Source organism: Congregibacter sp., from assembly GCF_045107095.1.
GTDB lineage: Bacteria > Pseudomonadota > Gammaproteobacteria > Pseudomonadales > Halieaceae > Congregibacter.
In genome coordinates this window covers 1-15,236 of record NZ_JBGCFU010000100.1, presented here as the reverse complement: position 1 = coordinate 15,236, position 15,236 = coordinate 1, and the positions used below count along the sequence as shown (strand labels likewise).

Annotated in this window: 14 protein-coding genes; 5 read left to right on the top strand and 9 right to left on the bottom strand. The window is 54.8% G+C overall.

Annotated elements, in window-relative coordinates:
- The coding region (locus tag AB8B76_RS12860; protein WP_405273043.1) for a carboxy terminal-processing peptidase at positions 1 to 793 on the top strand (793 nt) is incomplete at its 5' end.
- Here the strand turns inward: AB8B76_RS12860 and AB8B76_RS12855 are convergent.
- The 7 genes from AB8B76_RS12855 to AB8B76_RS12825 all read right to left on the bottom strand — a co-directional run bounded on the left by AB8B76_RS12855 (position 707) and on the right by AB8B76_RS12825 (position 9,237).
- Positions 707 to 1,813 (bottom strand): VanZ family protein, encoded by a 1,107-nt coding sequence (locus AB8B76_RS12855; protein WP_405273041.1) that lies wholly within the window; start codon positions 1,811 to 1,813, stop codon positions 707 to 709. The genes AB8B76_RS12860 and AB8B76_RS12855 overlap by 87 nt on opposite strands.
- A complete protein-coding gene (gene cysG, locus AB8B76_RS12850) occupies positions 1,785 to 3,167 on the bottom strand; it encodes a siroheme synthase CysG (protein WP_405273040.1) in 1,383 nt (460 codons plus the stop codon). The genes AB8B76_RS12855 and cysG overlap by 29 nt, the downstream gene beginning before the upstream one ends.
- An 11-nt stretch (positions 3,168 to 3,178) precedes the next feature.
- A complete protein-coding gene (gene serS / locus AB8B76_RS12845; protein ID WP_405273039.1) occupies positions 3,179 to 4,483 on the bottom strand; it encodes a serine--tRNA ligase in 1,305 nt (434 codons plus the stop codon).
- 28 nt (positions 4,484 to 4,511) lie between these two features.
- Positions 4,512 to 4,889: a fluoride efflux transporter CrcB gene (gene crcB, locus AB8B76_RS12840; RefSeq protein WP_405273038.1), complete on the bottom strand. Its 378-nt coding sequence runs from the start codon at positions 4,887 to 4,889 to the stop codon at positions 4,512 to 4,514.
- 80 nt (positions 4,890 to 4,969) lie between these two features.
- Entirely contained in the window at positions 4,970 to 6,277 is a 1,308-nt protein-coding gene (locus AB8B76_RS12835) for a replication-associated recombination protein A (RefSeq protein WP_405273037.1), read from the bottom strand.
- 9 nt (positions 6,278 to 6,286) lie between these two features.
- Positions 6,287 to 6,916, bottom strand: coding sequence for an outer membrane lipoprotein chaperone LolA (gene lolA / locus AB8B76_RS12830; RefSeq protein ID WP_405273034.1), 630 nt, complete (start codon positions 6,914 to 6,916; stop codon positions 6,287 to 6,289).
- 2 nt (positions 6,917 to 6,918) lie between these two features.
- The gene (locus AB8B76_RS12825; protein ID WP_405273032.1) at positions 6,919 to 9,237 is read right to left on the bottom strand and encodes a DNA translocase FtsK; all 2,319 of its coding nucleotides are present in this window, start codon (positions 9,235 to 9,237) and stop codon (positions 6,919 to 6,921) included.
- A 149-nt stretch (positions 9,238 to 9,386) separates the two neighbouring features.
- On the opposite strand from AB8B76_RS12825, the gene trxB reads away from it, so the two are divergent.
- From trxB to infA, 4 genes are all read left to right on the top strand, one after another.
- The gene (trxB, locus tag AB8B76_RS12820) at positions 9,387 to 10,340 is read left to right on the top strand and encodes a thioredoxin-disulfide reductase (protein WP_405273031.1); all 954 of its coding nucleotides are present in this window, start codon (positions 9,387 to 9,389) and stop codon (positions 10,338 to 10,340) included.
- Positions 10,341 to 10,382: 42 nt separating this feature from the next.
- The gene (gene aat / locus AB8B76_RS12815) at positions 10,383 to 11,093 is read left to right on the top strand and encodes a leucyl/phenylalanyl-tRNA--protein transferase (protein ID WP_405273030.1); all 711 of its coding nucleotides are present in this window, start codon (positions 10,383 to 10,385) and stop codon (positions 11,091 to 11,093) included.
- A gap of 34 nt (positions 11,094 to 11,127) precedes the next feature.
- Positions 11,128 to 11,859 carry an arginyltransferase gene (locus AB8B76_RS12810; protein ID WP_405273028.1) on the top strand — a complete coding sequence of 244 codons (732 nt, stop codon included), beginning with the start codon at positions 11,128 to 11,130 and terminating at the stop codon, positions 11,857 to 11,859.
- Between the two features lie 151 nt (positions 11,860 to 12,010).
- A complete protein-coding gene (infA, locus tag AB8B76_RS12805; RefSeq protein ID WP_008295635.1) occupies positions 12,011 to 12,229 on the top strand; it encodes a translation initiation factor IF-1 in 219 nt (72 codons plus the stop codon).
- A 101-nt stretch (positions 12,230 to 12,330) separates the two neighbouring features.
- Here the strand turns inward: infA and clpA are convergent, their stop codons facing one another.
- Positions 12,331 to 14,628 (bottom strand): ATP-dependent Clp protease ATP-binding subunit ClpA, encoded by a 2,298-nt coding sequence (gene clpA / locus AB8B76_RS12800; protein WP_405273026.1) that lies wholly within the window; start codon positions 14,626 to 14,628, stop codon positions 12,331 to 12,333.
- A gap of 20 nt (positions 14,629 to 14,648) precedes the next feature.
- Positions 14,649 to 14,984, bottom strand: a complete 336-nt coding sequence (gene clpS, locus AB8B76_RS12795; RefSeq protein ID WP_405273045.1) for an ATP-dependent Clp protease adapter ClpS — start codon at positions 14,982 to 14,984, stop codon at positions 14,649 to 14,651.
- Positions 14,985 to 15,236: the final 252 nt, after the last annotated feature.

Genomic DNA, 15,236 nt, shown 5'->3' with positions numbered 1-15,236 from the left:
GATTTTTGCTGGCGCTATTCAGGACTATAACCGAGGTCTCATCGTCGGAGATCGCTCCTATGGTAAGGGTACGGTACAGACCATGGTCCCTCTCACCGAAGGCCAGCTGAAAATCACCGAAAGTAAGTTCTATCGTATTTCCGGAGACAGCACGCAGCATCGAGGCGTGGTGCCCGATATTAGCTTTCCGTCACTTTATGATCCTGAGGAGATTGGCGAATCAGCGCTGGACAATGCCCTGGATTGGGATCAGATCAATCCCGTGCGCCACCGCCGTTACAGCAACGTAGACTCCCTTGTGCCTCAGCTGACAGAGATCTTCGAAACTCGAAGCAAGAGCAATCCCGAATTCCTGTACTTGCAGGATCAGTTAGCGGTCGCTGAAGAAAATCGAGCTATTACCAGTGTGTCCTTGAATGAGTCTGTGCGTCGCGAAGAGCGTAAGCAGCGCGAGGCGCGCTCCGTAAAGATTGAAAATCGTCGTCGGGCAGCCTTAGGTAAAGAGCCCATCGCTTCTCTGGATGATCTCGATGAAGAGGATGGTGACGGCGAGGATGGGGTTGAAGAAAATAGCGAGACATCCGAAGAGCTTGCGGACGGCGCTGCTGATTCCCCGACAGTTGATGTAGTCGCCAATAACGCCGAGATCGAAGAAGTTCCTGAGGAGGTTGTCTCCGCCGAAGAAATAGCCAGTGAGGACGTTTTATTATCCGAGGCCGGTAGTATTCTCGTTGACGCCCTGGTCCTCCAGGAACGCGCGTACGCGTTGACTGCGGCGAAGCAGGAAGACTAGGAGTACAGCGACGGCGACACCGAACCAGTCCACCAGCATATCCCGTGTACCGGGGCCCCTCCCCGGTACAAACAACTGTAAGGTTTCTGTCGCTGGAGCCAGCATCAACATATCCAGCCATGCGTAGCGCCTCGCAAGGCCGAGAAAAAACGTTGCGCCGCAAAACAACACGGCATGCATAAAGGTAAATAAGGAAAACCCTCCCAGCGGGAACTGAGTCTGCAACAAAGCCTGCATGCTATGTCTGGCATCAATGCTGCGCCCACCGGTTAGCAGCTCATAAATGTCCGCCTTTAAGCTGACACTGACGCAGCAACCGAAAAGTATTCCCAGTACGGTCATCAAGCCAGCAAAAACCAGAATGCGAGGCCGGACTGCCAGATAGTCTTTTAGCACCAGGACGATAAGCACAATGCCCAGTGTAAGCATCCCCATTCTGGTGATTCTCCAAACTGGGTTTTCTTCCAGGGGCGTCACATCCAGACTGTTGAGCGATAGGGCAGCCGGCCCATTAATCAGTTGGATTTGAAAAATGGCGGGGCCATCGCCTCTTCTACGAGGTATAGGCTCGTTAAAGCATTCCCCCGCCACCCCGCTGTAAAAACTGTTCATCCTGTATTGACGATTGAAATCCAGACGTCCATCACGCACCGACGCTAAAAGAACCGCCGCTGTTTCCGCGGGAACGTCGTTGTTTAAACAAAATTCGACTCTTACAAACTCGGCCTCTGCGGGGAAGCTCAATGCGCGAGACGCCCAATGAGGGCCAGGTCTCTCGGCTGCCCACTGCAGCTTATCTTGGTCGAGGTCCGCGGTAATGCTCTGAGACAGCGACCACGCCAGACTCTGACCTGACAATGTTTGCGCCGGTGCTAGCGCGAGATAACTTGGAATCAACGTCGAAAGAGTCCAGGCACTTACGATGAACAGCATCACCCCTAGCCACCGCAGAAGCCTTTGATGGTAGCGAAACTCTGAAAGCAATCTCGCCTCAGCCACTGCCGAACCACCGGAGTTCATCTGCAAGACTTACGACGTTGCCAACGATAATCAAAGTGGGAGCTTGCGGTTTTGCACTTTCCACCAGTCCTTCTATGCTATTTAGGGTGCCACTCAGAAGTCGCTGTTGCGGGGATGTCGCGCGTTCTATCAGTGCTACGGGAGTGTCTGGCGAGCGTCCGTGAGCAATGAGCTCCCTGCAGATAATTGGTAAACCTACGAGGCCCATGTAAAACACCAGGGTTTCAGTCTCGCTGAGGAATTCCTCCCAGCGGTGATGAAGTTTCCCCTCTTTGGTATGGCCTGTGACAAACCGCACCGACTGGGCGTGATCCCGATGCGTTAGCGGAATCCCCGCATAACAGGCGGCAGCATTCCCAGCTGTAATACCCGGAACAACCTGAAAAGGAATGTTCTTCTGAGCTAAAAGCTCAATCTCTTCGCCCCCCCGTCCAAACACAAAGGGATCACCGCCTTTCAGGCGAGCTACGCGCTTTCCGTCCTGAGCGAGCTCCACGAGCAACTCGTTGATACGCTCTTGAGGCACGCTGTGATCTGACCGGCGCTTGCCCACATACAGCTTATCGGCGTCTCGCCGCGCCATCGCCACGATGTCCGGATTGACCAAGCGGTCGTGAAGAACAATATCCGCTCGCTGTAATAGCCGCAGGGCTTTAAAGGTCATTAGCTCGGGGTCACCGGGACCCGCGCCGATGAGATAAACCTCACCGGGGGGCTGGCCGTTGTGGCCATCCAGAAGCTCAGCCAATGCTTGTTCCGCGGCCTGCCAGCGATTACTTAAGATCAACTGCGCAATGGGCCCATTGATAATCTGCTCCCAGATTATTCGCCGCTCGTTTTCGCTCGCGCCCACTTCACGAATTTTGTCGCGGTGTAATTGGCCAAATCGAGCTATATCTGCTGTTGCCGCGGGTAACATAGCCTCGATGCGACTGCGCACGGAGCGAGCCAGCACCGGGCTCGCACCACTGCTGCTAATAGCAACAGTAAGCGGTGATCGATCGACAATCGCAGGAAAAATGAAGCTGCACAGATCTGGTGAGTCCACAACATTCACGGGGATGCCCCGGCTTGTGGCTTCTCGATGAACAGATTCGTTGACGCCCCGGTCAGGTGTCGCGGCAATGACCATAATAGCGCTGGACAAATCGCCCTCTTCATAGGGACGTTGGTGCCATACCAGACTGTGCTCCGATGCCAATGCGCGGAACTGAGCGTCTTGTTCGGGTGCAATGACGGTGAGATCAGCACCCGCACCTAAGAGAAATCGAGCCTTGCGAGCCGCCACAACGCCGGCTCCCACCAGCACTACGGGCTGATCCCGCAGGCGCAGGTTTATAGGCAAAAAATCCATCAGCGCTCGCGCTAGTAGGGGCTCACGATTTCGGTTTGGCCACCCATGTAAGACTGAAGCACCTTAGGAATCCCAATGCTGCCATCTTGGCGCTGATTGTTTTCCATAACCGCGACCATTGCCCGTCCAACCGCCAGCGCAGAGCCATTGAGCGTGTGGAGGAGTTCCGGCTTGCCGGTCTCCGGATTTCTCCAGCGTGCCTGCATCCGTCGTGCCTGGTAATCGCCAAACAGACTGCAGGATGAAATTTCTCGGTACTTACCCTGCCCCGGCAACCAAACCTCAAGGTCGTAAGTCTTGCGCGCTGAGAAACCCATATCACCGCCACAAAGAAGCATCTTCCTATAAGGTAATTCCAAGCGTCGAAGGACTTCTTCGGCCTGAGAGCTCAGCTGCTCCAAGGCTTCGGCCGATTGCTCGGGACGCGTCAAATAGACCAGCTCTACTTTCTCAAACTGGTGTTGGCGGATCATGCCGCGAGTGTCTCGACCATAGCTACCGGCTTCGCTGCGGAAACAAGGGCTGTGGCAGGCAAAGCGAACGCCCGACTCTCCCAATTCGCTGTCTTCAAAAATACGATCACGAGCGATGTTCGTTACTGGAACCTCGGCAGTGGGAATGAGGTAATAGCCCTGATCGCCCTCCAGACGAAAGAGATCCTCTGCAAATTTGGGTAGATTGCCAGTTCCCCGCAGCGAGTCACTGTTCACTATGTAGGGCACATTGAGCTCCGTGCAACCGTGCTCCCGCGTGTGCAGGTCAAGCATAAATTGAATCAGTGCTCTGTGGAGCTGCGCCAATGGGCCGCTGATGACGGTAAAGCGTGAGCCGGTGATCTTGCCACCCATTTCGCTATCAAGGCCACCAAGAGCCTCCCCAAGATCTACGTGATCCTTCACCCCAAAGTCAAAGCTCGGAACGTCTCCCCAGTGCGCCACAACCGTGTTGTCGTCTTCGTCGCTGCCCGCAGGAACATCCTCATCTGGGAGGTTGGGTACACCCAGTAGAAAATCTTCCAGTTCTACCTGCACGGCACGTGCTTCGGATTCAGCTTGTTCCAGGCGTCCGGCGATTTCCTCTAGTGTTTCCTGCACAGAGGCTTTTGCTTCATCGACGCTCATACCGCCGCCGACCAGTTGGCCTATTTTCTTGCTGGCGCTCTTTCGTTCAGCCTGCAGTTGCTGACTGGAAACGTCTGCCGTCTTGCGACGAGCATCAAGAGCTTCGAAGGCATCAGCGTCGAAGGTGAAACCCCGCTTCGCTAACGCCAAAGCGACGTCTTCGGGATGTTTTCTGACTTCTTTAATATCCAGCATTGTCTTGCCTAGTTCCTATGTCAGCAGCTTACCCAAGCAAGCTGCGCGTGAAGTAAATTCCCAGAGCCGCTGCGCCAACGCAGCACACGACACTCGCTAAAGCATACGCCGCAGCCATCGCTGGCTGCCCCTGCAGCCACAGCTCTACCGTTTCGAGGGAGAAAGTCGAAAAGGTTGTGAACGCCCCCAAAAAGCCCACCATCAGAACGCTGCGCCAATCGGGATGAAGGGTCGCGCGCTCGAGCATCACAAACAGTATCCCAATGCATAGGGATCCACTGAAATTGATGAGTAACGTGCCCATCGGCCAAGGGTGGTTCCAGAGCTTATGTGCATGGGTAGACAGCCCATAGCGAGCGAGCGCACCACAGGCGCCACCGAGTGCAATAAAAACCAGATGCTGCATCTTCGTCGCTCGCAGAAAAGCGCGGATTGTAAAGCGTTTAGACGGTTCCGTTAAGCACTAGAAGCCATGGTTCCGTCGGTTTAAGGATACCGCCGGCGACTCGCTAATCGATCCCGTATCCTAAGATCATGCAGTCGAGCCTTGATCCGCGCCTCCAAACCCCGATCTGTAGGGTCGTAAAAACGTGACCCGTGAAGGGATTCAGGGAAATAGCTCTCGCCCGCGGCAAAAGCGTCGGTCTCATCATGTGCGTAACGATAGTCAGCGCCGTGGCCCTCGGATTTGGCCAGTGATGTAGGGGCATTTCGCAGGTGGACGGGGACTTCTTCTGAGCCTCCTTCGGACACAGCGCGCTGAGCGGCCTTAAACGCCGTGTACACAGCATTACTCTTTGGAACAGACGCCAGATAGGTGATTGCCTGGGCGAGAGCCAGCTCGCCTTCAGGACTGCCCAGCCGTTCCAGAGTCTGCCAGGCATCCAGCGAGAGGCTCAGAGCCCGTGGATCGGCATTGCCAACATCCTCACTGGCCATACGAATCACCCGACGGGCGAGGTAAAGGGGATCGCAGCCGCCATCAAGCATGCGGCAGTACCAGTACAGTGCTGCGTCGGGTGAGCTTCCCCGCACAGCCTTGTGTAGAGCGGATATCTGGTCGTAAAAATTATCGCCATTTTTATCAAAACGACGAGGGGAGCCCCTCATGACCTCCTCTAAACCCACCTCATCCAAACTGCCGTCATCGCCGCTAAGACTGCCAGCGAGCTCCAGTAGGTTGAGTGCCCGCCGCGCGTCGCCATCCGCTGCCAGAGCGATGCGTTCCCGCTGTGCATTAGTCAGAGTAAGGGAAACCTCTGCCTCCCCCCTTTGCAGAATGGACTCAAGTTCCGCAGTGCTTAGGGAATGAAGTCGGTAAACTCTGGCTCGGGACAACAATGCGGAGTTGAGTTCGAAGGCCGGGTTTTCCGTGGTCGCCCCAATGAGCGTCAGCGTGCCATTTTCCACGAAGGGTAAAAACGCATCCTGCTGGGATTTGTTAAAGCGATGTACCTCGTCGACGAAGAGCACACACTGTCGGCCACCAGCGCGCTCCGCCTCGCCCACAGCGACCGCTTCTCGTATGGCCTTCACTCCGTCCATAACCGCGGATAGCTTGAGCATGCGACTGCCGCTTGCATCGCAAAGTAGCTGTGCCAGCGTTGTTTTTCCGACGCCTGGAGGCCCCCAAAGAATCATCGAATGCAGTGCTTCACCGCTGAGGCAGCGTGCCAGGGGCTTTCCTTTAGCAAGGAGATGGGTTTGCCCTACTACCTCGATCGCCGTGGACGGCCGCAGCGCTGCCGCTAGGGGCTGAGTCGTCGCCGGCGCGCCAAACAAATCATCGGTCATAGAGGCGTTTTAATAATCAGAAGGCTCATACACATCAACGCCCGCAGGAGGAACGAAGTCAAAGTCTGCTGCCGTGAGCTCCACAGGATTCACGTCCGGGGTAAGCGCCAAGCTAATTAGCTGCCCACTGCGGTCTTCGACAACCATCGCGACTACGTCACTTTCCTTCCAGGTAACTTCCACCCATGCGAAACCCGCCTGCGGAAAGGTAGGGATCAGGCGTACACGTGATGGCCCTATAGTCTGTGTATTGAACTTCTCTTTAAGTTCTTCGCTTTCGCCCGCAAGTAGTTCTAGCGGCGTGAACTCTCTGTTTTCTGAAGTATCCCGTAGCGTGGCTGCAGCGAGGTCCATGTCGTAATGCCAAAGTTTGGGTCCCGACACTACGATCAACTGTTGATCTGGCGAACTTATCTCCCAGCGAAAATACCCGGGACGAAGAACCGCATAACGTCCCCTTGAGCGTTCCAGCAGTTCTCCCTCTTCGTCAGATAACTCCTGGACAAACTCACCGCTGGCTTGCAACTGGGACGCCAATAAGCGCCACACTTCCTCTTGTTCGCCCTGCTCTTCCGCCTGAGCCAGCGCAACGGATAAGCAAAACACAATCAACGTTAGGGTGGTAAAAACCTTTGACACGATCAATCCTCTAATGGGGGCGGGGCGATCACTTCTCGCTGACCATTGGTGCCCATCTCTGTGACAACGCCCGCGGCCTCCATGGCTTCAATGAGCCGCGCCGCGCGGTTGTAGCCTATGCGCAGTTTCCGCTGAACGCTGGATATAGAGGCGCGTCGACTCTTGGTCACAAAGTGCACGGCCTCGTCATAAAGCGCATCGCTCTCTTCATCACCTTCAGAAGCCTCGGACTGCAACTCTCCGGGAGTCACAGCCGTGCTGCTCCCCTCATCAAGCAAGCCTTCAATGTAAGCAGGCTCGCCGCGACGTTTCCAGTCTGCAACAACACGATGAACCTCATCATCGGACACAAATGCTCCGTGCACCCTGGTCGATAAGCTGCTGCCTGGCGGCATGTACAGCATATCTCCATGCCCGAGGAGCTGCTCAGCCCCGCCCTGATCCAGAATTGTTCGCGAATCAACTTTTGAACTTACCTGAAAGGCAATTCGGGTAGGAATGTTTGCCTTGATCAAACCGGTGATGACGTCCACGGAAGGACGCTGGGTTGCGAGTACCAGGTGGATTCCCGCGGCCCGCGCTTTTTGCGCGATTCGCGCGATCAGCTGCTCAACCTTTTTGCCGACGATCATCATCATATCTGCAAATTCGTCGATCACGACAACGATTGCGGGCAGAGCCTCAAGCGCCGGCGCGGTCTGTTCATCCACCGGTGTCATCGATAACTGATCCGGCACCCAAAGCGGATCTTCCAGAGGAGCGCCAGCCTTTACGGCATCCTGGATTTTACGGTTGTAGCCGGCCAGATTACGTACACCCAGAGACGCCATTAGTTTGTAGCGACGCTCCATCTCAGCGACACACCAGCGAAGGCCGTTGGCTGCATCTTTCATGTCGGTGATAACGGGTGTTAACAGATGAGGTATGCCGTCGTACACAGACAGCTCCAGCATTTTTGGATCGACCAGAATCATGCGCACATCCGCCGGTGTAGACTTGTACAGCAGGCTAATGAGCATGGCATTAACACCAACGGACTTACCTGAACCCGTAGTCCCGGCGACCAGCAAATGCGGCATACGCGCCAGGTCAGCCACCACCGGCTGGCCGGAGATGTCGTGCCCCAGCGCAAAGGTTAATGCGGACTTGGATTGATCAAAGGTTCGGGACGACAGCACTTCCCGGAAGTTAACAATTTCGCGGTGCTCGTTGGGTATCTCAATACCTACAACGCTCTTTCCGGGTATAACCTCGACAACGCGAACAGAAATCACGGCGAGGGATCGGGCGAGATCTTTTGCGAGATTGGATATTCGCGAGACCTTAACGCCAGCCGCCGGCTGAATCTCGAAACGGGTGATGACTGGACCAGGATACACAGCCGTCACCTCAGCGGTAATTCCAAAGTCGGCGAGTTTCAGTTCAAGCAGCTTGGAAAGTTTCTCGAGAGCTTCAGGGGAATATCCGTCACCGGAGTTGCGCTCGGCCTCGTCCAGTATTTCGAGCGGTGGGACCTCTCCCGTCACAGGGGCATCAAAGAGTGGAACCTGTTTTTCCCTTTCTACCCGCTCGGACTTCTCCGGTGGCGGTTTTAACGGCTTAATCTTTGGTGGTGTACGTTTTTTCTCTTTCTCGACGTGCTGGTCAATGACCTGGCGTCGCGCTTCCAACTGCTTCTCTCTTGCCCTGCGATCCTGAACATCGTCCCGAAACTTCAGTATTCGAGACTTCGCGGTGCCGACGCCGTGTATCGCGAGGCCCCCTAAGCGGTCCATCAAGCGTAACCAGCTTAAGTCCGTAAAAATCGTCATTCCGAACAAAAACACCGCGACCAGAATGAGTCGTGCTCCAAAGCCATTAAAGGCCGTGTCCATTGCGGAGCCCAAAGCCAGGCCTATTATTCCCCCCGCGCCCTGAGGTAAGGGGCCGGCGGAACCCACATTAAGCGCGGCCAATGCCGTCCCTGAAGCCATAACCAGCGCCAGTCCCAGCGCTCTAACACTGAGTGCGGCGCCGGAAAATGCCTTCGGCTGCTGCCTTTCGGCAAACAACAATGCGGCACGGTAAGCTAGCATCAGCGGAAACAGGTATGCCAGATAACCTACGAGGGAAAAGCAGACATCAGCGAGCCAGGCGCCCGTGGGGCCCCCTAGGTTGCGCACCTGCCCTCCGGAACCGGTGCCTGACCACCCCGGATCGGCCTGGGAATAACTCACCAGACTCACCAGCACATAAGCGCAGACTGCAGCAACGGCGATCAGCAATCCCTCTCGCAAACGCGGGGACGCTGGATCCTGAGCCTCTGTCGGTTGCCGCGGCATCTCAATAACCTCTATGACGAGGCGTTAGTTTCACGATGTTTTCTATTTTATTCAATAGCTTAAAGTAATTTCCTGATATTAATTTGATCTTTGATCAGAGAGCAGCCATCTATTACCATGGGCGCCTTTTTATATGAGACCACCACACAATGTCCGACGTTCAACATCATAAGCTGATCATACTGGGTTCCGGCCCTGCTGGTTACACCGCAGCTGTCTACGCGGCACGCGCGAACCTTAATCCCGTAGTCATAACCGGCATGCAGCAAGGCGGCCAACTGACCACCACCACGGAGGTCGAAAACTGGCCCGGTGGTGCCCATGACCTTCAGGGCCCCGGTCTCATGCAGGACATGCTCTCGCATGTGGAGCGTTTTGGAACATCGGTTGTCTTTGACCACATTGACTCCGTCGACCTCAGTTCTCGCCCCATCAAGCTCAAGGGATCCGGAGAATACAGCTGCGATGCGCTGATTATCTCTACCGGTGCTTCTGCTCAGTACCTTGGCCTGCCCAGTGAAGAAAAGTTTTTGGGTAAAGGCGTTAGCGCCTGCGCGACCTGCGATGGATTCTTCTACCGCAATAAGCGTGTCGCCGTGGTCGGTGGTGGTAATACTGCAGTAGAAGAAGCCCTGTATTTATCCAATCTGGCTGAGAAGGTCATCCTGGTACACCGTCGCGATAGCCTGCGAGCGGAAAAAGTCCTGCAGGACCGCCTGTTCGCCCGTGAAGCCGAAGGCAAGGTAGAGTTTCGTTGGAATCACACGCTGGAAGAAGTCCTCGGAGACGACACTGGCGTGACAGGTATGCGCATCGCCCCCACTGACGGCAGTGCCAGTGAAGATGTTGAACTCGCTGGCGTGTTCATCGCCATCGGGCACAAGCCCAACACCGACATCTTTGAGGGGCAGCTGGACATGAATGGCGGATACATCAAGGTCCACAGCGGCATTGAGGGTAACGCCACGGCCACAAGCGTTCCTGGTGTTTTTGCGGCAGGCGACGTGGGCGATCATATCTATCGGCAAGCTGTCACATCGGCAGGTTTTGGATGCATGGCTGCGCTGGATGCCGAGAAGTATCTTGACGAGGTGGCTGGCTAAACACCCTAGCCTCTCTCTTCTTTCTCCCTGGGGCCAAACTCCGTGCCACTGCTGAATCACCTGGCACCCGGCGAGGACTTTCCTCCCAGTAGTGAAGCCCTCGCCTACCCTAATGGTCTACTTGCCGCTGGGGGGAGGCTTGATAGCGCAACACTGTTGTCAGCCTACCGCCACGGAATATTCCCCTGGTACGAGGCCCCCCAGCCGGTACTTTGGTGGACACCAGACCCTCGCTCAATCTTGCTCCTGGACGAGCTGCGTGTTTCTCGTTCCCTGCGCAAGAAACTACGACGGAATGAGCTAAGGCTACGCGTCGACACAGCTTTCTCCGAGGTAATGAAAGCCTGTGCTGCTCCTCGTCTTGATCAAAAGGGAACTTGGATCGATGCGGCGATGATCAGTGCTTACAGCGACTTACAGCGACAGGATTACGCGCACTCCGTAGAAGTGTGGCGTGAGGAAGCCCTGGTCGGTGGCTTGTATGGAGTCTCTATCGGAGGTGCGTTCTTTGGCGAAAGCATGTTTTCACGCGAAACCGACGCCTCAAAGATAGCTCTGGTTGCATTGGTGTACATACTGAAGAGAAACGGCGGCGGCTTTATTGACTGCCAAATTGAGAGTGAACACCTGAACAGTCTTGGGGCAAGGAATGTATCCCGAGTGGACTTTGAGAATCGACTTCAGCACACTATTGCAATGCAAACATCCCCTGATAATTGGACGCTCCCAGCGAGCACAGGCGAGCTGATTTGAAGCTCTGCCGACCTTCCAAAGTTCGAGAAGCAACATGACGTCGTCTTTGCGCGATCTAAAGGTGTACACCACCTATCCGCACCGTTGCAGCTATCTAGAAGAGGAAGAAGCGACGACACTGTTCATAGATCCACGGCAGACCGTGGATCAAACGCTCTATAGCAACCTTTCCATGTTGGGTTTTCGTCGCAGCGGAAACCATATCTATCGTCCTCACTGCAGCCACTGCAGCGCCTGTATACCTGCTCGGGTTCATGTCAACGATTTCAAAGCAAACCGTAGCCAGCGTCGCTGCCTAAAACGCAACGCGGATTTGGAAGTATCTATTCGTACATCTGCTTCAGATGATGAGAGTTACGATTTATACGATCGATACATTCGTGCAAGGCACGCTGATGGAGATATGTACCCTCCCGACCGTGATCAGTTCGAATCGTTTCTTAACAACCCCTGGGATTGCACTGAGTATTGTGAGTTTCGCGACAAGGGACGATTAGTGGCGGTGGCGGTTGTCGACGTTATGCTCGACGGCTTGTCTGCGATCTATACCTTTTTCGACCCGAAGGAAGATGCTCGTAGCCTCGGTCGCTACGCTGTCTTATGGCAGATAGAACGCAGTAAGTCCCTGGGCCTACCCTACGTTTATCTGGGTTATTGGATACGCAACTGCGACAAGATGTCCTACAAATCCGATTATCAACCCCTGGAAACACTCATCAACAACCAGTGGCAGCGCTCTACTGAAGGCCTTATTGAAAGGTTCTAAATTGAGGGGTTCTAGCCATGGCCAGCGAACATTAGGCAAGTGATGGCGCCCTATGCAGTCACAACCCCCAGTTTTCACACGCTTTTGCTGTGGCTCTCAGAGGGCTTTTCGGGCAGAATGCGCGCTGATTTTTTACTGTAGTAGCAAATGAATGGCTAAAGAAGACCAGATTGAGATGGAAGGTGAAGTCGTAGACACCCTTCCCAACACCACGTTTCGAGTAAAGCTCGAGAACGATCACGTGGTAACCGCCCACATATCGGGAAAGATGCGTAAGAACTACATTCGTATTCTCACCGGTGACAAGGTGCGCGTAGAACTTACGCCTTACGACCTCACAAAAGGTCGCATTACCTATCGCGAGCGCTAATCGGCGCTAAGCTATTGCGTAAAACCATCGCGTAAAGCCAGCGCGTAAAACACAATACGCCGGCGCCCATACTCTCTGGCACCGACTGCGCAACCTCCAGTCTAGCTTACAGCCAACTCGTCGGCCGGCGAGTCCTCAGGCTCAGGCACGCTTACCTCAAGACCATCCCCCGCAGCGTTGAGCCTCACTAGCGCTGTGCCGCCGGTGTTCGCTAGCGCGCCGAACAAGACCATCTCGGCTAGTGGCTTTTTAATGTGATCCTGAATCACACGGTCCATGGGTCTTGCCCCCATGTGCTGATCGTAACCTTTCTCAACAAGCCATAGACGGGCATCTTCGTCGACATCCAGGGTGATGCGTTTTTCGTCCAGCTGCCCTTGAAGCTCCGCAAGGAATTTATCCACCACCGTGAGAATGACGTCCTCACCCAGGGGCTGAAACTGCACGATGCTATCCAATCGGTTACGAAACTCTGGAGTGAACATGCGACTGATCGCCTCCATTCCATCAGTACTATGATCCTGCGCCGTAAAGCCAATCGAGCGCCTGCTGATTGTCTCTGCTCCCGCATTGGTCGTCATCACAAGTATGATGTTTCTGAAGTCTGCTTTGCGCCCATTGTTATCGGTCAAGGTGCCGTGGTCCATTACCTGTAGCAGCAGGTTAAACACCTCGGGGTGAGCCTTTTCAATTTCGTCCAACAGCACCACCGCGTGAGGATGCTTTGTCGCTGCGTCAGTCAGTAAACCACCCTGGTCAAAGCCCACGTAGCCCGGAGGCGCACCGATCAGGCGAGACACCGTGTGGCGCTCCATGTATTCGGACATATCGAAGCGGATGAGCTCCAGTCCCAAAATTTTGGCCAACTGCCGAGTCACCTCAGTTTTACCGACGCCGGTAGGGCCTGCCAGAAGGAAGGAGCCAATGGGCTTATCACCGCCCCGCAAGCCCGCTCGAGCCATTTTGATGGAGGTTGAAAGACTGCTTACCGCGTCGTCCTGACCGAACACCACCATCTTGAGATTGCTCTCTAGCTTGAGGAGTACGTCTTTGTCATTGCGATTCACCGATTTCGGTGGAATCCGCGCAATCTTCGCCACCACGGCCTCGACATCATGTTTGCCGATCACCTTCTTGCGCTTTGACGGAGACTGAAGCTGCTGATAGGCGCCGGCTTCGTCGATTACATCGATGGCCTTGTCCGGGAGAAAACGGTCGGTGATGTAACGCGCGGACAGATCAGTCGCTACCCGCAGTGCCTGATCGGTATAGCGCAGACCGTGATGTTCTTCGAATCGCGACTTGAGGCCCTTAAGGATCTTATAGGCATCGTCAGTGCTGGGCTCCATGACGTCGATCTTCTGAAAGCGTCGGCTGAGTGCCTTGTCCTTATCAAATATGCCACGGTATTCCTGAAAGGTTGTAGAACCGATACAGCGCAGCCTGCCAGATGTCAGCAATGGCTTGAGAAGATTGCTCGCGTCCATGACGCCGCCGCTTGCGGCCCCGGCGCCAATGATCGTGTGAATCTCGTCGATGAACAGCACCGCGCCTTCCCGCCGCTTGAGCTCGGCAAGGAGTCCTTTAAAACGCTTCTCAAAGTCACCACGATATTTGGTTCCGGCAAGGAGGGATCCAAGATCCAGAGAATACACCTCGGCCCCTTTGAGCATCTCAGGCACCTCGCCATCTTCAATGAGCTTGGCCAGGCCTTCGGCGATTGCGGTTTTGCCTACGCCGGACTCACCCACAAGCAGGGGATTGTTCTTGCGTCGCCGTGCCAGAACTTGAATCACGCGCTCTACCTCCGAAGATCGGCCAATCAATGGATCGATCCGGCCCTCACGAGCTTCCTCGTTGAGGTTCGTAGCAAAGCTGTCCAACGGATTGCTCTCGCCCTCTTCGGTTGCGCCTTCAGCGCGTTCGGCTTCAGGCTCACTCCCGTTTTGCTCGTCGCCCTCGTCAACCTTGGAAATGCCGTGAGTGATGTAATTCACCACGTCTAGACGCGACACGCTTTGGGTTTTAAGGAAGTAAACGGCTTGGGACTCTTGCTCAGAGAAAATCGCTACCAGAACATTCGCGCCCGTAACTTCGCTGCGTCCCGAGCTTTGGACATGAAACACGGCTCGCTGAAGTACACGCTGAAAGCCCAATGTTGGTTGAGTCTCTCTCTCCTGCTCGTCCTCTGGAATCAATGGTGTCGTTGAATCGATAAACTCGACCAAATCACCTCTGAGAGCACTGAGCTCCGCGCCGCATGCTTTGAGCACACGAATGGCATCGTTGTTATCCAGTAATGCCAGTAACAGATGCTCCACGGTCATAAATTCGTGTCTTCGCGAGCGAGCTGCGCGGAAAGCGTCGTTCAGCGTCTGCTCAAGTTCCTTACTTAGCATGTACTATCTCCTTCGATGAGCTAGTCCTCGGATGCTTCGATCTCACACAGCAGAGGATGCTGGTGGTCGCGTGCATACTGATTAACCTGTGCTGATTTTGTTTCAGCGATATCTTTCGTATAAATACCGCAAACGCCCTTGCCGTGGGTATGCACGGTGAGCATAACCTGCGTAGCCTGTTCGCGGTTCATTTTGAAGAACACTTCCAATATCTCGACAACAAACTCCATGGGAGTGTAGTCGTCGTTAAGCAGCACCACCTTATAAAGCGGGGGCCGCTTCAGCTTGGGCTTGGCTTCCTGCAGCGCGAGCCCACCGTCATCGCCATGGTCTTCTTGGTCCTTGTCCGACGACATCCGCCACAACGAAGAGCTTCCAAAGATAGGAATGTCCGCCGACGCAGTTTCACGATGGGACTCAAGGGTGGTGTCAGGAAAAGCCCCGAACAGCGTTTGCTGCTGATCACAGACGTGAATCCGAGGGACTGGCAGATGATTTTCTAGACAATATTGGCTTTGCATTGCACTGATTATAAGGCTTTTGAAACCGAGCGCGAGGCCTCATAAAAAAACCCGCCGCGGAAATCCGGGCGGGTCTACCAAGACAGG